This is a genomic window from Nostoc sp., assembly GCF_036917655.1.
In the GTDB taxonomy this organism is placed as follows: domain Bacteria; phylum Cyanobacteriota; class Cyanobacteriia; order Cyanobacteriales; family Nostocaceae; genus Nostoc.
On record NZ_JBALCY010000028.1, the window covers coordinates 1 to 23726 of the forward strand.

Below are 23726 nucleotides of genomic sequence, written 5' to 3' on the forward strand. Positions count from 1 at the left end.
TTTGATATTCGTGAATGAGTCTTTGATATTCGTGAATGAGTCTTTGATATTCGTGAATGAGTCTTTGATATTCGTGAATGAGTCTTTGATATTCGCCGACGAGTCTTTGATATTCGCCGACGAGTCTTTGATATTCGTGAATGAGTCTTTGATATTCGTGAATGAGTCTTTGATATTCGCCGACGAGTCTTTGATATTCGTGAACGAGTCTAGAGGACTGATTGCAGAAAATTTTTACATTATTGCCAATTAATTTAAGATTAACGCGATCGCATCTGGCAGAGTAATATTGAAGGACTGCATAAGCTGGTTACATTGTGAGCGATTAATTTAAGATTAACGCGATCGCATCTCCCTTATCTTCATCGCATCTCCTCTCTGGGCAAGCCAACAAAAATCATTAAGATTAACGCGATCGCATTTCCCCTTATCCACCCATTGAAACTTGACTGCGGTCAAACAACCACCCATCGCCAACTATCTCCTCTAGGCGTTGATTGAGTCGGGGGAGGAAATATTCTGGATCATTTAGCCGTTGCTGGACAAACCAGGGAGCAAACTCCTTTGGCGTTTCAATTCCATTGACATTTGCCACCACTGATATCATCCAGTCAATCAAATCCTGGAATTCTGCTAATTGTGCATGATCTTTACCTAGTTGCTTGCATAAACATGCTGCAACTGCCATTAGTAACGCTTGCAGTTCATCACCTAGAGATAGAGTTCGATACAGATTAACAATAAATTGAATGGTATCTGTTACAGGAGCCTCAATTTTTAGCGAAAGCCAGATTGCTTGAGCTAAGTAAACTAAACCGTTGCTTTCATCCGCTACACCTAAATTATTCAGAACCGTAAGCAAATCACCATAAGCATGAACCCTTACAAGTGACTGAGCAGCTTGTAAATTTAGGTCTAGCTGCTTGGCTGTATCACCAATTTGCCATGCTACATAAGCCATATTTGCCAGTGTTGTGGCTTTGCTTTTTACATCTCCAATACACTCATCAAGTTCCAAGGTTTGTTGCCACAAAGAAAGCGCTTGTTCAATGTTCCCTTCTTGAAGACTCACCCATGCCATGTTGGATAGCGTTGCAGCTTTTCCTTTAATATCCCCAATACGCTCTGAGATGTTAAAGTCTTGTTGCCACAGTTGCATTGCTGTTTCGATGTTGCCTTGTTTAGCTAATGCCCACGCTATGTTAGATAATGTTGCAGCTTGTCCTTGGATATCACCAATACTCTGTTTTATTTCCAAAGATTGCTGCCACAGAGAAAGTGCCTGTTCGATGTCTCCTTGAATATGTATCGCCCCTGCTATGTTGTGCAGAGTTTGAGCTTTGCCTCTGATATCCCCAATATGCTCAAAGATTTCTAAGGATTGCTGCCACAAGGAAAGTGCTTGTTTAACATCCCCTTTTTTGACAATTAAGCTTGCCATGCTACAGAGTATCACTGCTTTGCCTTGGAAATCTCCAATGTACTCTACAATCTCTAATGATTGATGCCATAGAGAAAATGCCCTTTCGATATCGCCTTGAGTAGCAATTGCATCTGCCATGTTGCTGAGGCTGGTAGCCTTACCGTTAAAATTGCCAATGCACTCATCAATTTCCAATGATTGTTGCCATAAATAGAGCGCTCGTTCGAGGTTCCCTTGTTGGTAGATTGCCAACGCCATATTGTTGAGGGAGGTGGATTTGAAAATTTCGTCATCTTCAGGGCAAAGGTCTAAAGCTTGCTGATAATGGGTAGCAGCTTCTTGCACCAAACCCAAAACCTCTTCTGCACGGGCGACTGTTCCCAAGATGCGGTAATCTAGAAAAACTGCCAGCACTTGCTTACATAAATCAAAAGCTTCCACAAAGCGGGAATTGTTCACCCAATTGGTTGCAATCATATCCGCAAAGCTGACAGCAATCTCCTCTTCTTTTGCCAGCAATCCCAAGCGCACAATTTCCAGTGCTTCTGCTTCCGTGCATTTGCCAGTCTCCTCCCACCAAGCTTGATAGATTTTCTTCACCGCTTGCTGTCGCGTTACTTGCCATTCTTCCTCACTTAACACTGGTTCTAACAACGCTTCTAAAATTGTCGTCACCCGATAATTAGCTGGCTGGTTGGGGTGAGTGGTGGCAGATTCAACTAGGCTAAGGCTGGTTAGCTTGCCCAAAACTGCCAATTCCCCGGCGGTAGAAATTGCCTTGACAATCTCCTCCATCACAGGCAAATGAAAAACACTCAACCGTGCAAGAAACTTTTGTTCTTCCGGTTCCAAAGCATCCAGCAGAGTTTGTGCCAAAATATTTTCACGAAACTTCTGCTCAGTCTCCTCCAGACGATTCAATAATTCATCCGCCGCTAATCCCGGCTGCTGAATCACCTCTAATAGCCACTTCAGCAACCGGGGATTACCATCAGCAATGTGAATAATTCGCTGAGTTCTTAACTGCTGTCTAACTTCTTTATCTAAGGGAAAGCAAATTTTATCAATATCACTGCTGCTCATCTGTTCCAGGCGTTCCAGGTGCAGACGATGAGGAGGCAAAGTGTCTTCTTCCAAATAGCGACAGGTGACAATCAGCCGACTTTCTGCCCCGTTCTCCTCCAATGCCGCACAAATCGCGCCTAAAATTTCATAAGCATCTGCCGTCATCCGCAGCGAACCATCTTCAATATTAGCTGTGGGGATATTCTGCTCAAAGTCATCCAGCACCAGCAGCAAAGGTTGCTTGTGTTCCTTTTCAATTGCCTCAAAAAAGTTTTGCAACCGCCCTTTCAGAGACACCTTTGGTTCATTCAAAAGTGCTGGCACATCTGCAAACCGCTCAAACTTATTAGAGAGCTTATTCAGCAAACCCCACTCATCCAGAGGGCCAATCAACACGACTCGCACAAAATTGTCACGCTGCGTTTGCACCCGTGTACATAACCGCGCCGCCAGGGTACTTTTGCCCAATCCGCCCATCCCAGCAATAAACACCCCGATTTGGTCGCTGGTTTCCCGCAATGCCCTGAGACACCGTTGCAAAGGTCGTCTGCGTCCGACAAATTCAAACCGACTGGCAACTTTAACTAGATTATTCTCATCCAGAAATTCTTGCTCTGGCGCTGTAAACTTCAGCTTTTCACGATTTCTTGTTCTCAGAGGTGTCACCAGTTCGGCAATGGGGCGCGTATCCCGATACATCCGCAACAGATGCCAGTCGGTGCATTCTTTGTCAATCATCTCCTGCTGCGCCGCTTTGACTGCTTCTTCAACAGTTGCCCCCGTCGCCAAAGCTTGATAAAGTGCCTGTGCTGCTACAATACCCGTGCGGTCAAACACCGGACGCGCCCAGCCTAAAACTATACCTGCCCCCGCTTTCACCAACGCCTGCGCCATCGAGGGTACTGTCCCCTTGTTAGGAACCTGTCCCGTATGACAACCAGAGAGAAAAGTTACACGCGGCCAGCGTCCGCGAAAGGCTTTAGCTAAGTCGTTGACAATAGTGAGTTGCATATTTCCCACCTCATCTTCAGTGATGAAGCAGGGGGTATTGTCTGGCAGAGTTACACCTTTTGGCAGCAAATAGCCGTAGCCTTTTTGGGTATAAATTATCCCGTGTCCCGTGAGGTGAAAGACATCAAAATAGTCTTCGGGGTAGGATTTCACCAAATTGGCTAACTCTGCAACCGAGCCACTTTCCTCAACAATCAACGCCAAAGGCTGATCTTTAGTTGCTTGCAAAATGTTCGCTTCTTCCTGCTCAAACCCTAGTGGCGGAACTCTCGGATCTTCAGGAGAAGTCGCCATAAACAGCAAGCGCAAGGGGCGATTTTGCACGCCAATAATTTGGGTTTGACGCTGCTGCACAGAACGCACTGGTAAAACGGAGATATTTTGACGTTGCAGTAAAAACCCTGCGCCATCATGCAGCAATTCCCAAGGCAGATGTGCCAATCCCAACGCCACCCGTTCTGTTTCTGGGTTCAACCCCTGCGCTTCGCTGGTTTTAATCAAATCTAAAAGAATTGTTTGCTCATCCGCCTCATTCAGCGCCCTTCTCAGCCATCCTTCTTTACCATCCAGCCATTGATAAAGTTGCCGTCCCAACTGGGTGAGATAAGGTAGACGATCTTTTTGTTGAGCATAATAATTTTGCTCACACAAATCAATAAGTGCTGCCAACTCCGTTTTATCCAGGCGACGTGAGCCATAATCACAGCGCAGTTCAAAAGTCTGCTGTTGACTGAGGGCGAAGGTGAAGTTTAGGGGCATGGCTGACAGCAGTAGTTTCCACAGTAACCTTCACCGTATTATCACCCAATTCCTGAAATTATCGCCGATATTCGTCGCCGCAATCGCCGATTAGCTGATACAAATCGCGTGATTGGCGAGATACTGCATTGATGCGATCGCGATCGTCTGCATCTAAACTAAAACTAAATACTTTGGCGTTATCTTCTATATGTTCAGATACACCAAGTCTGGCACCAACTATTACACCGCCCACAGTTGGCTGATCTAAAATGTAACGCACTGCTACGTTGGAGATACTTACCCCATACTTATTAGCAATTTCTTTGAGGATAGCCAGCAACTCTTGAAATAATTGCCAACTACCCCAACCATCAATCATATTTTTATATTTTTTCAAACTAGCAGTAGATAGATCAGCTCTTTGCGGTTCCGGTTTCCCCAAATAGTTTTCTGATAACAACCCGCCGCACAGTGTACCGTAAGTAAAAAGCTTTATGTCATGCTGTTGACAAAACTCCACCATATTAACTTCGGGACGGCGGTCAACAAGGGAAAATTGCACTTGGTTTGAAACGATTTTGATCCCTGCTTCGGTAATAATCTTCAAGTTTTCCGTGTCAAAATTAGTTAAACCTAGATGTTTAATTTTACCCTCAGTCTGAAGTTCTGCCATATATTTGAGGGCATCTAGGTAATTTTTATCCTGATATTCCCACCAGTGGAATTGCATCAAATCTAACGATTCCACATTCATCCTTCTCAGGGAAATATCAATATTTTCCTCAACCAGTTTTTTCGTCATTTTGCCTGGACGAGGTACCCATTTTGTAAAAGCTTGCACCTGAGATAAAGCATCTTTCCCACGAGTATCAATTAGTTCACAGCGAAACTCACCAATAAAGTCTTCAGCGGGGCCATAATGATCTGCTAAATCCCAAGTGGTAAAGCCTGCATCTAAATACTTGAACATAGTCTCAATGGCGGCTTGGGGATTTATCTGTCCGTGTCCGCCGGAGACTTGCCACATACCATTTAATATGCGGCAGATGTTCAAATCAGGAGTGAATTGGAAACGGCTAGCTGCTGGTAAGTTCATTTTCAAGTTTAGGAGTAAGTAGTTGAGAGTGAGAAGTTAGGAGTGAGAAGTTGGGAGTTAGAAGAGTTAATAATTAGTGAGTTGACAAGCGGGTTTTTACAGCCTTCTTAACTTTTCTACTTTATTATGAATGATTTAGGACTGCTAGAGTTAATAACTGCTAAAGTCTTAACTTCTTAACTCCTAACTCCTAACTCCTAATTCCCAACTCCCAACTCCTAACTTTCTAACGCCAGCTTTTTTCAGCTTGTTCAAGAACGTAAGCAGCAACATCTTGAATTTGCTGTTCAGTGAGGCGCTCTTTGTAGGCTGACATATTATTTTTACCATTGGTAACTATAGATGTAACTGCCTCTATTGAATCCATACCATACTTTTTCAGCGCTTGCTGTTTGAGATTTTTACCTCGCCTGATTATGTTGCTGCCGTTGATATGACAACCAGCACAATGAACACTAAAAATTTGTTCGCCGTTAACTGTATCTGCGGCACTAGCAGGGAAAGTAAAAGTACTTCTTAATAACAAAAACGTTACCAATACTAATGTGAGTAATTTTTTCAATTAACTTCTCCCGATTTTGACATTCTAGTTACAGGCATAAGTGTCAGAACCAATACTACAGGGATTCAAAGTCAGTTGTAAATCCAGAAAAATTTGCACATTCTTCTTGAAAGGCTTCTGCATCACTAACATCCTCAATTTTATAGGACATGATGCGTGTACCATCTGGCATCTTTTTGGAACCAATCAATTCACCTTGATATTTCTCTGCGATCGCTTTAAATTCAGTACCATAGCGCTTCCAGGCATCGCCAGAACAAGTAATATTTACTCGCCACATATTTCACTCTCAATTACTACCAACAAATATTAATCATCTCACAAATGGGCAATATGCTACACATCACCTCCTTATGGTTGTTATTTTCTATCTAAAGGAAGTGCCTAGCCTTATTAGGCTACGCCATAATGTGAGTGTGGGAACATTTCTAGAAAATTTTATCCAAATTAGTTAAATCCCAAGAGTTGAAAATGCCTAACAATATCAAACAACAAATTCAAGCAGACCTGCAACAAGCTAAAGAAACCGGACAATTAAGAACTGATCGGATTCGAGAAATTGTTAAATCCGCAGTTTCTCAAGTAGGATCGGAGTTTAAACAAGGTTCGACTGAGCTTCGTAGCCTTGTTAGAGATGCAGTTTCTGCTGTAATAGAAAACTTTCAAGAAAAAGGTAGCGAACTCAAAGATGAAGTGACGGCTTCCATTGAAGGAGCGCTGGAAGGGATTAATAGCAAAAGACACGAAAGCATTGCTCAAACTCAGACAGATATCAAGCGGTTACAGGCTCAACTGGATGGTGAAGAAGAAGAACTACAGCAAGAGATTGATGTAATTTTGGCAGAGATTGAAGAGACGAGTAAGCAAGAACCTGCTACTACCAAAACTGCAATTGATTCTGCTGTCAATGCTATTAAAGATAGTGAAGAAGTAGGATTGTTAAAGAAGCGTTACGCGCAACTGCAAGCGCAGTTAGCGATTGTCCGAGCTAACTTAGCTGCACGCTATGGCGGACGTTCTCTGGAGGTTCAAGATTATCTAGACGAGGCTAAACACTGGTATGATAAAGCTCGTCCGCAAGCAGAGTCTATGGCTGTACAGGTAGAACAAAAGCGATCGCAGCTAGAAGAGCAATTAGGTGAAGCTGGTACATCTTTAGCGAGAAAAGAGCGCCAAATTAAACAAACATTGAGGCAGTTACTCTTAACAGCGGCTGACTTGTTCAAAGAGAAGCAACCTGCTGATAAAGAGCGAGATACTATTCATAAATAGACTAGACTGCTTTTTCACAAAAACCCTGATACATAGAGATTTTTCGTAGGGGCACGGCAATGCCGTGCCTTACCAACCTATCTGTATAATTATTAAAGACTCAGTTTTCATGGGTGTGTTATGCCAAAGGCTAAAGCACCGCTTGATAAGTTGAAAAACATCTAAATCCATAATCGAATTAAATAAAATCTGGGGTGGGCAACATTTGACTGAGCGCTTACGCCGAAGTCCCCCTAATTATGCAAGTTAAAATTGGAATAGCTTATAAATTCTAATTCTCACAGAAAAATGGTGCGTTAGGCTAAAGCTTTAACGCACCCTACTTAAGATTTCTTAAAATTAATCTTGCGTATTAGTAATTAGTAAATACGTCCCTCTTGATTAACTTGTTCTTCATGCTTGGCTATAACCCAAATTGCATGAATACTACCGGGTAGCCAACCTAAAACTGTGAGCAAAATGTTAATAAATAAAGTTGGGCCAACTCCAACTGTCAGAAAAACGCCTAAAGGAGGCACTAACAAACCTAGAAGAAAACGAACTAATTTCATGATGTTACAATTTTGTGATTTTGTTTAGTTACATTTTTTGAAGATGCCGAATTAGGAAATCCACCTTCGGATACTTTATTTTGAGTAGAACCGTGATGAAATTGGTATTTCTCCTCTTTTTAATATTTATCTAGAAGGTAATTCACCTTGGCTTTTGACATGACCACTGCTGGTTAAAAGGTTTCTTTCAACAAAGTAGTTGTTAATGAAGGTGTTAGCAAAAGTTAGAATAACTGGCCCAAGAAGGAAACCAATAATCCCGCGAACTGCGAACCCAGGAACTAGCACTGCTGCTAACCAGAAACATAAACCGTTGACGATGAGCGAAAATGCTCCAAATGAGAGAAAGTTGAGTGGTAGGGAGAGAGCAGATAGAACTGGTTTAACTGAACCGTTAATCACACCAATTACTAAAGCAGCAATCAAAGCTGCGGGAAAATTAGCAATATTAACGCCTGGAACAACTAAATCAACAATCAATAAGCTCAAAGCTGTAGCTAGCGCAGTTAATAATGGTGTCAACATTTTTTTTACCTAATAATGTTTGTAACTTCTTATCTCATCTTTAACTATGTGCTACGTTTTAACCTCTCTTGCAAGATAGATTTGCTTCTACCGTTAGGTCGATCATTTAGAAAACTATAGCGGTTGTCATATGGATACAATATATTGCAGGGGCGCAAGCTGCCCCTACTCTGTTTGACCAATTGCAAAAGTTGCAAGTGCCGTGATGCCATGTTTTTAAGGGTGTGTTAAACAAATTTAACGCACCCTACGAATTTAAGATTAATTTAATGTTACAGGGCAAAAATCACTCAGATTTTCCAGACTCAGGCTTATAGTAAAGGGCTGATTTATACAAGATTTGTTCTTGATGGGTTTCTAAAGTGCAATCAGATAAAGGGTAAGTTACACAAGTAACAACATAACCAGCCTGTATTTCACTTGGGCGCAGAAATTTTTGCTCACTTTGCTCAACTTCACCGCTAATGAGTTTGGCGACACAGGCAGAACATTCGCCTTGTTTGCACCCAGATGGGAGGCGGATACCAGCTTCTTCTGCCATATCCAACACATATTGATCATCTGGTACTTGAATGGTGCGATCTAACCCAAGTGTAGGATTGATGAATCGAACTTGATAAACTGCCATCTGCTGTTTCTAATTATTGTTTAACTGCTTTCATCGACAAACTAATCCGTTTGAGTTTCTCGTTGATTTCTAGCACTTGCACTTTGACTACTTGTCCAACTTTGACAACTTTGTTGGGATCGTCTACAAATCTATCAGCAAGTTGGGATATATGCACCAAGCCATCTTGATGTACACCGATATCGACAAATGCGCCGAAGTTGGCGACGTTCGTCACGATTCCTTCTAGTTCCATTCCTACCTTTAAGTCCCTGATTTCCTTAATTCCTTCTCTGAAGGTGGCATACTTAAACTCTGCACGGGGATCTCTACCGGGTTTTTCCAGTTCGCTGAGGATGTCGCGCAGTGTAGGTTCGCCAACGCTATCAGTAACGTATTTCTTCAGGTTGGTCTTTTTGAGTTTTTCGGCAATTTGTGTCACCTGATTTAATGGCACATTTAGATCAGATGCGATCGCTTCTACTAGAGAATAACTCTCTGGATGCACTGCTGTATTATCTAATGGGTTGTCACCACCGCGAATCCGCAGAAAACCCGCTGCTTGTTCAAAAGCCTTTGGCCCCAGCTTCGCAACTTTCAAGAGTTGTCGGCGATTTTTAAAGGCTCCATACTGGTTGCGATAGGCGACAATGTTATTGGCAACTGTTGCCGTAATCCCAGAGACAGAAGTCAGAAGTTCTTTGGAGGCGGTGTTTAAGTCCACGCCGACGTAGTTAACGCAGCTTTCTACAGTGTCATCCAATTTCTTTTTCAACAACTTCTGATCGACATCGTGCTGATATTGTCCCACACCAATGGATTTGGGATCGATTTTCACCAATTCCGCTAAGGGGTCTTGCAAACGGCGACCGATGCTAATTGCACCGCGCACGGTAATATCTAAATCGGGAAACTCTTCTAGCGCTACTTTACTTGCAGAATATATAGATGCGCCGGACTCATTCACCATCACCTTAACTGGTTTGCGTTCTATTGTTTGTAATACTTGCGTGACAAACTCCTCTGTCTCGCGGGACGCTGTACCGTTACCAATGGCGATTAACTCAATCTTGTACTTTTCAATTAGATTTTTGACAGTTTGTGCTGCTTTGAGTCGTTGTTCAGCTGCTTGGTGGGGAAATACCGCTTGGTATTCCAAAAATTTTCCAGTTTGGTCGAGGACTGCGACTTTACACCCAGTTCTAAATCCAGGGTCTATCGCCAGCGTTGGTTTCATTCCGGCTGGTGCAGACAGCAGCAACTCCCGCAGATTAGTTTCAAATGTCTTGATTGATTCCATGTCTGCATAAACTTTCTTCTCAGAAATTACCTCCCCCATTAGAGAGACTTTCATCAAACGGTTGAATGCATCTTTCAGCATCGCCTGGTAAAAATCCCGAATTGTCCGAACTTTGGTTTTAATTTCTTTCGACTCAAGATAGTAAAGTACCGTATCCTCATCAAAAGCAATTTCAAAGCTTAATATTTTTTCAGTTTCACCGCGACACAACGCCAGCATATTGTGGGGTGCAATATTTTTTACCCTAATTTGATAGTTACGGTACATCTCAAATTTGGTTGTACCTTCAGGATAATCATCTTTGATGTGGGAGACGAATACCCCTTCTTCTAAAAGATAGTCGCGGATATATGCGCGTAACTCAGCTTTTTCTGCGACTTCTTCTGCCAAAATGTCAGCAGCACCTTTGAGCGCCTCTTCTGCTGTTTTTACTCCCTTCGTTTCAGAAATATACTTAGCCGCTTCTTCTTCAAGAGAAGCCGTTACAGCATTTTTTAGATTTAACGACTTGATGAACTCTGCCAGTGGTTCGAGTCCTTTTTCTCTGGCGATGGTGGCGCGGGTGCGTCGCTTTGGTCGATAGGGTAAGTATAAATCCTCAAGTTCGTTTTTCTGTAAGCAGGATGAGATTTTGGCTTTGAGTTCATCTGTAAGTTTACCTTGTTGGGCGATCGCACTTAAAATCACCGATTTTCGTTCTTCCAGTTCTGTTAAATAAGTATATCGATCAGCCAGTTCACGTAGTTGCACCTCATTCATCTCGTCGGTGCGCTCTTTGCGGTAACGGGCAATAAAGGGAATTGTTGCACCCTCCGCCAAAAGTTCCAGCGCGTTTTGCACCTGATGAGGTTTGAGGTTTATTTCAGTTGCCAGTAGTTGAGGAATGTTCAGCATTGGGTGTCTAAAATGAAAATGCTACTTCTAAAGGTAATATGCTAGATCCTTATCCTGGCGCAAGGCCAAAGTTTTAAGCTAATTTCCCAGATGATTGCTCACAAGAGTGCAATTGGCGAAATAGACAAAACCCACCTACGCAAGTTTTTAACCCTTTTAATCCAAAGAGTTTGTATAGCATAGCGCAGCTATGCGCTGAGTCGGGACGGCAGAACGAGCCTCGCCTGTACCCCTGCGACGGGGAAGCAAGCTTGGCGCAGCGGCAACCACAGGAGAAGGGATTGTGTGTCAATACGCTTGGGTTAAGGCTAAAAACTAAAACTGATGTAGGTTGGGTTGAGGAACGAAACCCAACAAAGTCCTAAGGATGTTGGGTTTCGCTATTGCTCAACCCAACCTACTTTTCTTCTTAACCCAAGCGTATTGGATTGTGTGTTCCTACTCTTAAAGCAAGTTTGGCGCAGTATCAACCACAGATGAAGGAGTTATTCGTCAAGCTTTTAGGCGCTTCATCTGTCGCAATCATTATTCCAATTGGTATAAGATCCAATGTTGTGTAATCTTGACTTTCTATAATATTTATTTCGCTCGGCTGTTGTAGCTAAAACCTTATTGGATGTAAAATTAACCAAAATTCCAAAAACAATTTCAATTTGTTTTATAAACACTACAACCTTTAGTTCAGAGGTTAGTAAAATGCCTTTGTTTTTCTTGATACCACTGTGTACTGCTCTAGCTACTGGCTACTTGTTTAAAAAGAGTACTGATGAAATTGCATACCTTGCAGGTGTATTTGCAGCTATTAGCTTGATTTTAAGTTTAGTATTAGCACCCTGGCAGATTCAGTTTGGATTGTTAATCATTGTTTTAATCATTACCAACAAACTTTTGCAGGAAAATGAGTCCAAACAAACTGGAGCTACAGGAAAACAACCTAGAGAATTTAAATAATACCAACTACCACGAACTAATTTTTTCTCAACTTTAAACTCCTGAAAATTATAAGACAGCTAACCCAGTAATCTCCTGAAAAACGGAAGTTGGTAATTTTTTTATGGAAAATTCTTCTGTGTGAGGATGAAAAAGCCACTCTGTTTCGTGGTTTGAGGACTTCCCCTGAAAAGTCAGATGTACAAATCCTTAAAAAGAAAAATTCATCTAGAAGAAAGTTTCGATTTTATGAAGTTATCGTTTGACGGTAAATGAATTTTTGATAAACTGTGGCGATAAATTTGCAACACGCTTTTCTCATGGTATTCTAGTAAGTAATTACATGTAACAATAAATCTAGAGAGAAAACTTTAGTTAAAATTATGTGTAATGAAGAACAATCAAGTAAACCTAATACTAAATAATGTAAGAACATCTCAAATGCGATGCAATCAGCTTCAACTCCGAGTTGATCAGCCAATGCTAGTTTACATTGCCGTTAGTGTCGTAAAAAACTTAATTTAGACATTCACTAAAATTCCCCATAAACCTGTAAAGCGCATTACTGTAGACTGATTCATTTATAGTTTCCGTAGCTAAGCAGACTTCTGTTACTCATTGTGCTTCCATGCCCAAAAATAGCACGTATACACACTCAATTTGAGTAAAAGTTTTTATTAATTGGCTTAGTTACCAGCCGAGGTTACAGTTATGTCTGTGAGCCTGGAGAAATTCTATGGTATATCAGTAAATTAATAAAGTTTCCTGGAGAAAATTAAGAACATTTATCAATCCAGTTAAGTTAATAGCTTGAGAACTTCAGTCGTGTGTTCAGCAATATTTCAACAGCAGCATCCAACTAATGAAAGTTAATGAATGAATTAATCAAAAATTCTGGTAATCTATTTTTATTCCCTTAGGTGCATCTGATGAACATGCGGATAAAATTTGAGTTCAGTATAAGCGATGTCTACGATAGGCGTAGCCTACGCGCATTGCTAAACTTTGTCCAGAGCAAGTTTGTGGCAAACCCCTCAACCTTGCCTATGTCTGCATTCAATATTACCTAGATATTGCGATCGCACTAAAGGTAGTTTTGAAGCATAACTTGCTGATCCGGACGATTTGTGCAATTCACAGTTGGGCAAAGCCTAAATTGATTGTGCCAATTACCAAATAATAAAACTAGTTTGTCTCAATTTAGCGTCCTCTACTGTGATAATATCGGATGCTGCCATAATACAGCAACCATACTGTAAGCTGCATAGTATTTAAACCTCATCTATGTTGAGAACCGTAGTTTTTGCCCTCACCCTAAATCCCTCTCCCTACAAGGGAAGAGTGACTTCTTTCCGGCTCCCCTTCTCCCAAATTTGGGAGAAGGGGCTAGGGGATGAGGGTTTTTTCTTTTCATACGGAAAGAATTACAGTTTTCAAGATGGACGCGGTTTAGTAGCTAACTCTTGAACATAAGCTTCAACGGTCATTTCGATATCAGCCCTTCAACATAGCCTTCTTAATTTTGTTGTCTATCTACTGAAGTGGAGGTCGAATTGCACAGAAGGTGTGACCGAAATCCGAAACGTTAAAAACAACGGGCTGTTTACTGTCCGGTTCATACCTACTATATCGATTGAGGCAAATGTACTATGAAATCTATGTCGCAAATTTCAAATGTTAAAATAATTCCTTATATAATCTTGTTTATCAGTATTTTATTTAGTATTTCTGGGCAATTGCTGATGAAGCATACCATGAGTAATCTAAAAGAGGGATTATTTAGTTGGGTATTTATTCAACAATTAGCATTAGCTGTTAGTGTTTATTGCTTGGGAATAGTAAATTGGATATTGGCTCTGCGTTCAGTTAAATTGAGTATTGCTTATCCACTGACTAGTTTAAATTATGTCGGTATACTTTTCGGTTCATACTACTTTTTTAATGAGATGATTACACTAACTCGAATAGCAGGAGTCATCACTATTTTTCTGGGTGTTCTTTTAGTGGTTATTCCAGTTAAAAAGTCTATATAAATTTTTTCTAGTAAATTCCACAAAAAGTATTGACAAATGAACATCATTACTTGGCTACTTTTAATGGTTGTAGTTTTATTCGGAACAACAGCTAACCTGTCACTCAAGTATGGACTTTACATTTCTAGTCCTACTAAGGGAGCAAGCACATCTATCAAAAATCTATTATTCTCTCGTTATTTTTTGATTTGGTTTATCTGCTATACATTTATGACTATATTGTGGCTTTATGTATTGCGGACAATTCCTCTGAGTCAAGCATTTCCAGTTCTAGGATTAATGTATGCACTTATACCAATTGCTTCTCACTATCTTCTAAAAGAGCAGGTTATATTTAGCCAGTGGTTAGGAATTTCCATTATCATAGCTGGCGTAATTCTTGTCGTAAACTAATAATTAAATAGGCAATAACTGAGGTTATTAATATAAAACTTAAAAGCCTCTGAAGATAAATCTCAAAAACATCCCTACAAAAATATAAATTTATGAATATAGGTATCATTGGCGGAGGTATAACTGGGCTAGTATTAGCTCAACGTCTTTCACATCAAGGACATACAGTCACTATCTTCGATAGCAACAAGCAGCTTGGTGGACTTACCACTTATCATGATTACGGGTTGTTTACCTGGGATCGGTTTTATCACGTTATTCTCCCTTCTGATACTCATTTAATAAATTTTATTAGAGATATTGGTCTTGGAGATAAACTGCGTTGGCATCGAAGTTTAACAGGTTTCTACGACAAGCAAAAATTCTATTCTATTAGTAACACTATAGAATTTCTGCGCTTTCCTTTGTTTGGAATTATAGGTAAAATCAGATTAGCTTTTACTCTCTTATATGGTTCACGCCTTAATAACTGGCGGCGCTTAGAAAAGATTTTAGTTGAAGATTGGCTATTGAAACTCGGTGGTAAAAATACATACGAAAAGCTCTGGAAACCCTTGCTTCTATCCAAATTGGGAGAGAACTATAAGCGAATATCAGCAGTTTTTATTTGGGCTTATATCAAACGACTATTTTCAGCGCGGGATTCTTCATTAAATAAAGAACAACTTGGTTATGTTTCAGGCGGTTACAAAACTGTTTTTGACCATATAGAAAAATTAATTTACGCGGCTGGAGGTCGTATCCACACAGGTGTTGCGGTGGAATATATCGCTCCTCATGCAGGGGGGGGAATGTGGGTAGAATCTCAGAGTAAAAAGGAACATTTTGATAAAGTCATTTTTACTGGCCCAGTTAATATTTTGCAACAGGTTGCTGCTAATGGACTGGTAAAAGTTTCAGACACTGGTGAAACAGTAGAATACCTGGGTGTAATCTGTATGGTACTTATTACTCGCAAGGCTCTAGTTCCTTATTACGTAGTAAATATTGCTGATAGAAATATTCCCTTTACCGGAGTTATCGGTATGAGTAACTTAGTTTCTTTGCAAGAGACAGCAGGATATCACATGACATTTCTACCAAAATATATCCTTTCCACTGACCCGTTGTTAAAACAGCCAGATGATGAATTGCGCCAAGTATTTTTCCAAGGCATACGTTTGATGTTCCCAGAACTCAAAGCAGATGATATTGTGGCAGCACACATTAATCGAGCTATTAAAGTACAGCCACTACAAGTTTTAGACTATTCAAATCTTGTTCCCAAAGTGAGTACTGAAAACGATGATTTTTTCGTCGTCAATACCTCCCAGTTGGTTAATGATAGCGTCAACAACAACGCAGTAGTGCGACAGGTCGATGAATTTCTCAAAAAATCAACATTACTGAATTCTTGAAATTTGAGAAATAGTATTTTATTTTAAAAGTCACACGAGGTAATTATGAGTCTTTTTGTTCTTTTACCCGCATACAACGAGCAAGAATCAATTCGCCCCTTGTTCAAAAAGTTTCAGACATTGCAGCAAATCTCTAATATGGAGATAGAACTGATTCTTGTTGATGATGGCAGTAGTGATAAAACTGCTCAGACTGCTTTAGATGAATCTCAATCACTGGGGATATTACTGAAATTAGTTCAACATCCCAAAAATGCTGGTTTAGGTCAAGCAATTAAGACAGGTTTCGCAACCTTCTTAGAAATTTCTCAAGAAGGTGATTTTTTAGCTGCGATGGATTGCGACAACACGCAACCACCAGAACTATTAATAAAGATGTATAACACCATGATAGCTGGCAGCTATGATATTGCGATCGCATCTAGATATCGAAAAGGCTCCAAAGTCATAGGCTTATCAAAATTTAGAGAGCTGATGAGTTACGGGGCTAGCTGGCTTTTTAGAATTGCAGCCCGTGTACCAGGTGTAAGAGACTACACTTGTGGTTACAGGCTGTATAACCGTACTTTCGTCACTAAACTGGATATGTGTTATGGCGACAATCTATTTACTGAAAGTGGATTTGCTTGCATGATAGATTTACTGCTGAAAGCCAAAGTCCTCAAACCAAAAATCGTAGAAATTCCAATGGTTTTGAGATATGATCAAAAGCCGACTGCCAGCAAAATGAAAATTCTTAAAACTATTACTCGAACACTAAAGCTCTTGTTTAAGAATCTATCATCGACAGGGCAAACTTCCAATTTAGGTCAGACTTTCAATGAGCAAGAAACAGGAAGAGTTCCACTAAAGATGGGAAATCGCAAATAAATCTTAGAAGAAATAGGGTTCCGCACAAAATTAAGTGGATGGAAAAATGTTTATCTCAACGATGTCATTCTAGCTATGAGCAAGGCAGAAATCAAAAATAAGTTTGATGAAATTCTTGCTTTGAATATGCAGCGATGGCAAATCCACGAGCAAAACAGTCCCTGCGGATATTAGCAATGCTGTGGAACTTTTACCCCTATTGTCGCAAAATCAAACTGGATTCTATCTCGACTCTACATGATCGCGATCGCTCTCCAAAGGGCGTTACTTACAATATTTCACTGACGCTTAAGGGCGAGAGGTGAGTTTCCAAGGTGGGGAAACCCCTACTACTTAATTGCCGACTCTGGCTTTCGCTCATTTGTTAGACTGAACACACCACGATTTTTCAGTCAAATCTCTGAATTACGCCAGCAGACGAGGCTACCCATGCTTACAAGTACGCTACTTCTCTCGAATCAACTTCCCACCCTGCAATATTCCTCCACACCAGAGCGTTTCGATGAAACCTGGGAAGCCCCCCTGGCTACCCTCCTGGGACTAGGACGCGCCGCTGGCGCTGACTTCATCGAATTATTTTTAGAGCGTCGGAACTATATTAGTTGTCTTGCAGAAGACGACTCCATCACCAGTATTTCACCCAGTCTGTCTACAGGCGCGGGAGTTAGAGTCTTTCGCGGTAAAGCTGACTGCTACGTTAGCACCAATGACCTTTCGTTTTCCGGTTTGAAAGCGGCCTTAGAAAAAGGTCTTTCTATCTTGGGATTGCAACTACCTGCTCCTAAAGCTTTCATCCCTGAAATCAACTTGGAATTATTCAGAGATTACGCCACCAAAAGAGGTAAAGATGCCTGGCTACCAGTGTGTAGCTCCATCCGCGAAATGGGAGAAGTCCTCCTTGATGGTACTGCCCACCTGAAGCAAAAAGCTAGCCACGTCCAATCGCGCCGTGCTACCTATTTCCGGGATTGGCAAGAAGTTTTAATCGCCGCCAGTGACGGTACTTTTGCCCGTGATATTCGCCTCACCCAATCAGTAGGATTTAACCTTTTGTGTGCCGATGGTGCTAATCGTACCTCAATTGGCGATCGCGCGGGTAATACTAGCGATGCCAACTTCTTAAGAACTTGGGATTCTCAACAAGCTGCTGAGAAAATAGCAGAATCGGCTGGAAAAATGCTCTACGCAGATTACGTTGAATCAGGTACTTACCCCATCATTATGGCCAATCACTTTGGCGGCGTAATTTTCCACGAAGCTTGCGGACACTTGCTAGAAACCACTCAAATTGAACGCAATACCACTCCCTTTGCTGACAAAAAAGGCGAAAAAATTGCCCACGAAAGTTTGACAGCCTGGGATGAAGGGCGCTCAGAAAATGCCTTCGGGACAATTGACATGGATGACGAAGGTATGCCGGCTCAAAGAACCCTATTAATTGAAAAAGGCGTTCTGAAAAACTTCTTAGCAGATAGAACAGGTTCTGCACGCACCGGACACCCCAGAACTGGAAGTGGACGTCGCCAAAATTATACCTTTGCTGCTGCTAGTCGGATGCGTAATACTTATATTGATTCTGGCGAATATAGCACTGAAGAAGTATTTGCGTCTGTTGATAAAGGTATTTACTGTAAAAAGATGGGTGGTGGTAGTGTTGGTGCTACAGGTCAATTTAACTTTAGTGTTGATGAAGCTTATTTGATTGAAAATGGCAAAATCACCAAACCTTTAAAGGGAGCAATTCTCATCGGTGAAGCTAAGGAAATTATGAATAAAATTTCCATGTGTTCCCAAGATTTAGAACTTGCACCAGGTTTTTGTGGCTCTGTGAGTGGCAGTATTTACACCACAGTTGGACAACCCCATATCAAGGTCGATTCTATTACCGTCGGTGGACGATAACCTCGTAAACTCGTTCCCAGGTTCCACCTGGAAACGCCTTCTTGGTGGCTCTGCCACTATTTATATTATATCTACGAGGCAGAAGCCCTCCAGTATTACACTCCCGATGTTAACCAGGGAGCGAGAAAATCCAAAATCTAAAATTGACTATGCCGAATATAAATGAGATTGCAAATTCTGCCAAGGACAATGCTGATAAGCTTGGTATTAAGAAATTCGACATTTATGGCTCAACAGTAGATGATACTAGCGTCCAAGTAGACCAAGGTGAGCAAAAACAAGTCAAAGCCTCAAATCGCTCTGGTGTTACTGTTCGTGTCTGGAATGAAGAGAATACAATGGGTGTCACCAGCACCACAGATGTAGATTCCAAGGGATTGGAATTAGCTTTGAAAACTGCCTACGAAGCCAGTTTCTTTGGTGTTAAGGAAAATGTTCCTGATTTTAGTCCCGAAGCTACTGTTCCTATTCCAAATAAACCTCAAAATAAGACACCCCAAGCACCTGTTGCTGAACTCATAGAAAGATTGTTGGTAGCTGAAAAAGAATTACTGGCAGCTCATCCAGCAATTAAAGGTGTACCTTATAATGGTTTATCCCAAAGAGATATTGACAGGTTTTATCTCAATAGCGAGGGTGCAGTCAGAACTGAATCTCACTCCTTAGCATCAGTTTATCTTTACAGCAAAACTGAGGAAGAAGGGAAAAAACCGCGTAGTGCAGGCGCTTTTAGAATCAACCAAAGTTTAAACAATTTAGACATCAATGGTTGCATCAAAGAAACCGCCGATAAAACTATCAGTCACTTGAACTATGAAAAAATCAAGACTGGTAAATATCGAGTTGTTTTCTCAGCAGAAGCTTTCTTAAGTCTGTTGGGTGCTTTTTCTAACTTGTTCAACGCCCAAAGTATTTTGGACAATCAAAGTCTATCTACTGCTGATGATTTAGGTAAGCAAATTGCTTCGCCTCTGCTTTCAGTTTTTGATGATGCACTGCACCCAGCTAACGTTGGTGCCGAAACTTTTGATGGTGAAGGAACTCCGACTCGTCAGATTTCGCTGATTGAAAATGGTGTTTTAACAAGCTTTCTCCATAGTGCAGGCACTGCTAAAAGGTTGAATGCCCAGCCAACAGGTAATGCCAGTATTGGTGCAAAAGTCAGCGTTAGTCCCAATTTTTATCACGTTTTTACAGCAGCAACTCCTGAGCAAGAATTTAGCTTAGAAACTGCTGAAAACGTTATTCTTATCGATGATTTACAAGCTCTCCATGCAGGAGTAAAAGCCTTACAAGGTTCTTTTTCTTTGCCGTTTGATGGTTGGCTAGTTAATAAGGGTGTCAGAACAAGTATTGAGTCAGCAACTGTTGCTGGCGATTTCTTAGAACTCTTAAAGTCAATTATTTATGTAGAGAAAGAAGCGGAGTTAACGCCAGGGGGAGTTTGCCCGAAAATCTGGGTTAATGAACTGTCGATTACTGGTGAATAAAACTTAGGAAGTGCAGAGTTATATCATGTGCGCTTGATTACTTATTAAACCCTAAGAACCCCACCCCCAACCCCCTCCCCGCTCTTCGAGAGGGGGCTATGATATACCTTATATGATTAGGAAACTCTATAACTCTTAACTCATCATTAGTATTCACCACCGATGCTAATGGCAGTATTAAATACATGAGCACCGCTTAAATCAATATTAGCCAAAACTGCGCCATCTACGTCACTATTATATAAACGGGAATTACTCAAATTAACGTTGGTGAGATTGGCATTATTTAAGATAGTATCGCTGACGAATGCTTTTGTGAGATTAGCAGACTTCAAATTAGCACCAGTTAAATCGGCACCTTCTAAGTTAGCACCTTCGAGATTAGCTCCTTTTAAATTTGCATTTCTCAGGTCAACACCTATCAGATGAGCGCCTTTGAGGTTTGCTCCTGTTAAATTACATCCCGAACATTCTCTAGTTTCCAGCAAGCGCCGGACAGGGGCGGAGTTTTCTGCTTTGACGGGAATGGGAGCAGCTAAAGATAGCGTGCTGAGTATGGCTGCTGCCGTCAAAAAAATTCGCTTCATATTTACCTCCGACACTTCTAGAAGTCATTAAATTCTTAACTTCTACGATACCAGTGTGCCAAGATTACAGAATTCTGTCCTCATGCGATCGGAGGAATATATAATTTCTATGAGATTAGGTATTCTTCCGTAAGGTAGTCCGATGGGACTAATATTAAAAGAGATTATATTAAGCCTTGCCGCTACCTAATAGGTACAGCAGCGCCATACGAACGGCTACACCACTGGTAACTTGCGATTGAATGAGACTGAATTCCGGGTCATCCATCAATTCAGAACTAATTTCAACACCACGGTTAACTGGGCCTGGATGCAAAACTTTGACGTTAGGTTTACAGAGTTGCAACTTTGTGCGTGTAATGCCAAATAACTGATGATATTCTCGCAAACTTGGCAGTAAATGAGCCGTCATACGTTCCTTTTGCAGGCGTAAAGTCATCACAAAATCAGCATTCTGTAAAGCTGGTTCTAGCTGCCAATGTAGAAATAGTTGGGGAGTGGGGAGTAGGGTGTGGGGAGTGGGGGATGAGGGAGATGAGAGAATTAATTTGTCTCCTACTTCCTCCGAGATATACTCGGCAAAGAACTTGGGCAAGAGGGTAGGTGGTGCTGCCAGATGCACTTCGGCACCACTGGCAATTAAACTCCAGATATTCGATCGCGCCACACGAGAATGGAGAATATCCCCAACGATCGCAATCTTTTTACCCTTTAAAAGCTCTAATCTGGGACTAGCTGGGTCAATTAGAGTACAAATGGTAAATAAATCTAGCAATGCTTGGGAAGGATGCTCATGTTGACCATCACCAGCATTGAGGACACTAACTTTTACACCGAGACGATCCATTTCAGATGCGATCGCATTGGGTACTCCTGCCTCTCGATGGCGGACTACCATAATATCAGTTCCCATGGCCAAATAGGTCTTCGCCGTGTCGAGAATTGTCTCTCCCTTAGTCATAGAGGAAGATGCTGCGGCGAAATTCAGCGTATCTGCACTCAAGCGTTTGGCAGCCAGTTCAAAACTGCTACGAGTCCGAGTAGAGGGTTCAAAAAATAAATTTGCCACCACCTGTCCCTGCAAGGTTGGCACTTTCTTTGTCCGTCGTGATAGCACCTCTTGAAAACTGGCCGCAGTTTGTAAAACTGTATCGTATTCAGTAGTAGTGAAGTCAGCTAGGGAGAGAATGTGATGACGATTCCAGGTATTAGTAGGCATAAATAGCAATCAGTTTCCTGCATAGAGATCCGAGCGTAGACGCAAAGCGGCTTGTCGTCAGACATCGCGTCTCTACAGCTTTTTAATTTACAGATGCAGAGGAAATGATATCACTTTGTCATCTTGGTCAACTGAGATCAGCTTGCATTTCTGATCCATACCGTTCAAAAGCCAAGCAGCAGACATACCAGTTCCTGTGCCCAGTTCAAGAAACATACCAGCAGGTTTGCTCGCAGCAAGTGTTCTTAGAAAAGAACCTGTCAGTGAGTCTGAAGCCATACGAAAATTTAGGGCTTCAGACTCTGCCTGAATGTGCTTCAAAACGTTAGGATACTTCAGATTTTCTTGGTCTTTCATAAATCCATTAACTTGGTAAATGGAAAACGTTTAAAGCTAAAGAAATTAAGCTGAGAAACGTTAAAAATCCAATTGTATCTAGCATTGTAGTCACTAACGGCCCACTAACCAAGGCCGGGTCAAGCTTCAGTCGTTTCAAACCCATTGGCAGTAAAGTGCCGAGTGTAACAGCCACAATTGTATTAGTTGCCATTACCATTCCGGCAATTAAAGCCACCCATCGCTCTTGGGGTCGCGCCCAAATTAAGGAAAGCAGGATCATCGTGGTGGCTAAAGCCAGAGCTGTACCTAAACCTGCTAAAAGTTCTTTGCGGAGAATTTTCAAGGTATCTTTGGGTGTTACCTCGCCTACCCCCAAGCCGCGAATTGTCACTGTTAATGATTGAATACCAACAGTACCACCAGTGTTAGAAAATATTGGCATGATGACTGCTAAAACTGGCACTGCGGCAATTACAGATTGGAAAGGCGCGATCGCACTGGCGGCACCAATATACAAGGCCATGATGCCCAACAGCCAAGGCAAGCGGTTGCGGATGGTGAGCAGGGGAGAGGATAAAGCTGCTTCATCACCACCCACACCCGCCAGTTTTTGAATATCTTCTGTGGCTTCCTCTTCCAAAATATCCATCACATCATCAATGGTGACGATGCCAACCAATCGGTCTTCTCGGTCAACGACGGGGATAGCGATTAAGTCATAGCGTTGCATGATTCGCGCCACTTCTTCTTGGGGGGTTTCAGTTCTCACTTTAATGACGCGATCGCTAGAAATATCCTTGATGAAAACATCGGGAAAGGTAAACAGCAACTGGCGCAGTGAAACTACTCTCACCAGCGTCCGGTTGTCATCTGTGACGTAGGCGTAGTAAATTGTCTCCTTATCTTCGTCCTGACGGCGGATTTTGCTTAGGGCTTCGCCTACAGTCAATCCTTCTCGCAACCGGACATATTCAGTTGTCATTACCCGCCCAGCAGTACCTTCTGGATAGCCGAGAATCGTTGCTGTTGCTTGCCTTTCTTCTGGACTGAGTTCTTGTAATAGCCGTTTGATTACCCCAGCAGGTAGTTCATCAAACAATTCTGCCCGTTCGTCGGGACTCATCGCTTCTACAAGTTGCACTACCTGCACATCATGGAGAGAATTAAGTAGTTCTTCTTGCACCTCTGTGGGCAGATATTCAAATACATCAATTGCCTGAGCTTTGTTGAGTAAACGGAATGCGATCGCCCGTTGTTTTTCAGGTAATTGTGTAATGTATTCTCCCACATCCACAGGTTGTAAGCGATTTAAATCCCATTTCAACTGGTTTAAATCGGTAGTATCAGTCAGTAAATCCCGAATATCTTGTGTGAGCATGAGATATATCTCCTAAGTCTCCCCCGCGCTGGGAGACTTCCTCGCCAGATCAGAGGAGGTTGATACTGCCATCTTCTGGACTATGGTCCATAAAATTTCAACAATTCAATATCGATATCTAATTCAAGGCATCGCTAGTCA

General features: G+C 41.6%; 21 protein-coding genes and 1 pseudogene. 10 read left to right on the plus strand and 12 right to left on the minus strand.

The window, feature by feature from the left end:
• Positions 1–253: pseudogene (locus V7K30_RS11825) on the plus strand (hypothetical protein); the annotation flags it as partial.
• 174 nt (positions 254–427) lie between these two features.
• On the opposite strand, the gene V7K30_RS11830 reads toward V7K30_RS11825, so the two are convergent.
• From V7K30_RS11830 to V7K30_RS11845, 4 genes are all read right to left on the minus strand, one after another.
• Entirely contained in the window at positions 428–4258 is a 3831-nt protein-coding gene (locus V7K30_RS11830; protein ID WP_334999280.1) for a tetratricopeptide repeat protein, read from the minus strand.
• A gap of 58 nt (positions 4259–4316) precedes the next feature.
• Entirely contained in the window at positions 4317–5336 is a 1020-nt protein-coding gene (locus V7K30_RS11835; RefSeq protein WP_334999282.1) for an aldo/keto reductase, read from the minus strand.
• Positions 5337–5562: 226 nt separating this feature from the next.
• Positions 5563–5898: a cytochrome c6 PetJ gene (gene petJ, locus V7K30_RS11840; RefSeq protein WP_334999284.1), complete on the minus strand. Its 336-nt coding sequence runs from the start codon at positions 5896–5898 to the stop codon at positions 5563–5565.
• Between the two features lie 55 nt (positions 5899–5953).
• Complete coding sequence (locus V7K30_RS11845; protein WP_334999286.1) at positions 5954–6178, minus strand: hypothetical protein; 225 nt, start codon at positions 6176–6178, stop codon at positions 5954–5956.
• Between the two features lie 191 nt (positions 6179–6369).
• Here V7K30_RS11845 and V7K30_RS11850 point away from each other — a divergent pair, with 191 nt between their 5' ends.
• The gene (locus V7K30_RS11850; RefSeq protein WP_334999288.1) at positions 6370–7170 is read left to right on the plus strand and encodes a histidine kinase; all 801 of its coding nucleotides are present in this window, start codon (positions 6370–6372) and stop codon (positions 7168–7170) included.
• Between the two features lie 359 nt (positions 7171–7529).
• Here the strand turns inward: V7K30_RS11850 and V7K30_RS11855 are convergent, their stop codons facing one another.
• From V7K30_RS11855 to V7K30_RS11870, 4 genes are all read right to left on the minus strand, one after another.
• A complete protein-coding gene (locus tag V7K30_RS11855) occupies positions 7530–7721 on the minus strand; it encodes a YqaE/Pmp3 family membrane protein (protein ID WP_334870740.1) in 192 nt (63 codons plus the stop codon).
• A 126-nt stretch (positions 7722–7847) separates the two neighbouring features.
• Positions 7848–8246, minus strand: coding sequence for a phage holin family protein (locus V7K30_RS11860; protein ID WP_334999290.1), 399 nt, complete (start codon positions 8244–8246; stop codon positions 7848–7850).
• 286 nt (positions 8247–8532) lie between these two features.
• Positions 8533–8874 carry a 2Fe-2S iron-sulfur cluster-binding protein gene (locus V7K30_RS11865; protein WP_334999292.1) on the minus strand — a complete coding sequence of 114 codons (342 nt, stop codon included), beginning with the start codon at positions 8872–8874 and terminating at the stop codon, positions 8533–8535.
• A 13-nt stretch (positions 8875–8887) separates the two neighbouring features.
• Positions 8888–11047: a Tex family protein gene (locus V7K30_RS11870; protein ID WP_334999294.1), complete on the minus strand. Its 2160-nt coding sequence runs from the start codon at positions 11045–11047 to the stop codon at positions 8888–8890.
• A 612-nt stretch (positions 11048–11659) separates the two neighbouring features.
• Here V7K30_RS11870 and V7K30_RS11875 point away from each other — a divergent pair.
• From V7K30_RS11875 to V7K30_RS11910, 8 genes are all read left to right on the plus strand, one after another.
• Positions 11660–11998: a hypothetical protein gene (locus V7K30_RS11875; RefSeq protein ID WP_334999296.1), complete on the plus strand. Its 339-nt coding sequence runs from the start codon at positions 11660–11662 to the stop codon at positions 11996–11998.
• Positions 11999–13626: 1628 nt separating this feature from the next.
• Positions 13627–14010, plus strand: coding sequence for an EamA family transporter (locus V7K30_RS11880; RefSeq protein WP_334999297.1), 384 nt, complete (start codon positions 13627–13629; stop codon positions 14008–14010).
• Positions 14011–14046: 36 nt separating this feature from the next.
• Entirely contained in the window at positions 14047–14403 is a 357-nt protein-coding gene (locus tag V7K30_RS11885; protein WP_334999299.1) for an EamA family transporter, read from the plus strand.
• A gap of 92 nt (positions 14404–14495) precedes the next feature.
• On the plus strand, positions 14496–15800 hold the full coding sequence (locus tag V7K30_RS11890; protein ID WP_334999301.1) for an NAD(P)/FAD-dependent oxidoreductase: 1305 nt from the start codon (positions 14496–14498) through the stop codon (positions 15798–15800).
• A 45-nt stretch (positions 15801–15845) separates the two neighbouring features.
• Positions 15846–16670: a glycosyltransferase family 2 protein gene (locus V7K30_RS11895; protein ID WP_334999303.1), complete on the plus strand. Its 825-nt coding sequence runs from the start codon at positions 15846–15848 to the stop codon at positions 16668–16670.
• Positions 16671–16804: 134 nt separating this feature from the next.
• A complete protein-coding gene (locus V7K30_RS11900) occupies positions 16805–16975 on the plus strand; it encodes a hypothetical protein (RefSeq protein WP_334999305.1) in 171 nt (56 codons plus the stop codon).
• Positions 16976–17099: 124 nt separating this feature from the next.
• On the plus strand, positions 17100–18572 hold the full coding sequence (locus V7K30_RS11905; protein ID WP_334999308.1) for a TldD/PmbA family protein: 1473 nt from the start codon (positions 17100–17102) through the stop codon (positions 18570–18572).
• Between the two features lie 149 nt (positions 18573–18721).
• Positions 18722–20062: a TldD/PmbA family protein gene (locus V7K30_RS11910; RefSeq protein ID WP_334999310.1), complete on the plus strand. Its 1341-nt coding sequence runs from the start codon at positions 18722–18724 to the stop codon at positions 20060–20062.
• 146 nt (positions 20063–20208) lie between these two features.
• Here V7K30_RS11910 and V7K30_RS11915 read toward each other — a convergent pair whose 3' ends face one another.
• The 4 genes from V7K30_RS11915 to mgtE form a co-directional block, all read right to left on the minus strand.
• Positions 20209–20649, minus strand: a complete 441-nt coding sequence (locus V7K30_RS11915; protein WP_334999312.1) for a pentapeptide repeat-containing protein — start codon at positions 20647–20649, stop codon at positions 20209–20211.
• Between the two features lie 169 nt (positions 20650–20818).
• Entirely contained in the window at positions 20819–21868 is a 1050-nt protein-coding gene (locus V7K30_RS11920) for an aspartate carbamoyltransferase catalytic subunit (protein WP_334999314.1), read from the minus strand.
• A gap of 87 nt (positions 21869–21955) precedes the next feature.
• A complete protein-coding gene (locus tag V7K30_RS11925; RefSeq protein ID WP_334999316.1) occupies positions 21956–22225 on the minus strand; it encodes a hypothetical protein in 270 nt (89 codons plus the stop codon).
• Positions 22226–22232: 7 nt separating this feature from the next.
• Positions 22233–23585, minus strand: a complete 1353-nt coding sequence (gene mgtE, locus V7K30_RS11930; RefSeq protein WP_334999318.1) for a magnesium transporter — start codon at positions 23583–23585, stop codon at positions 22233–22235.
• Positions 23586–23726: the final 141 nt, after the last annotated feature.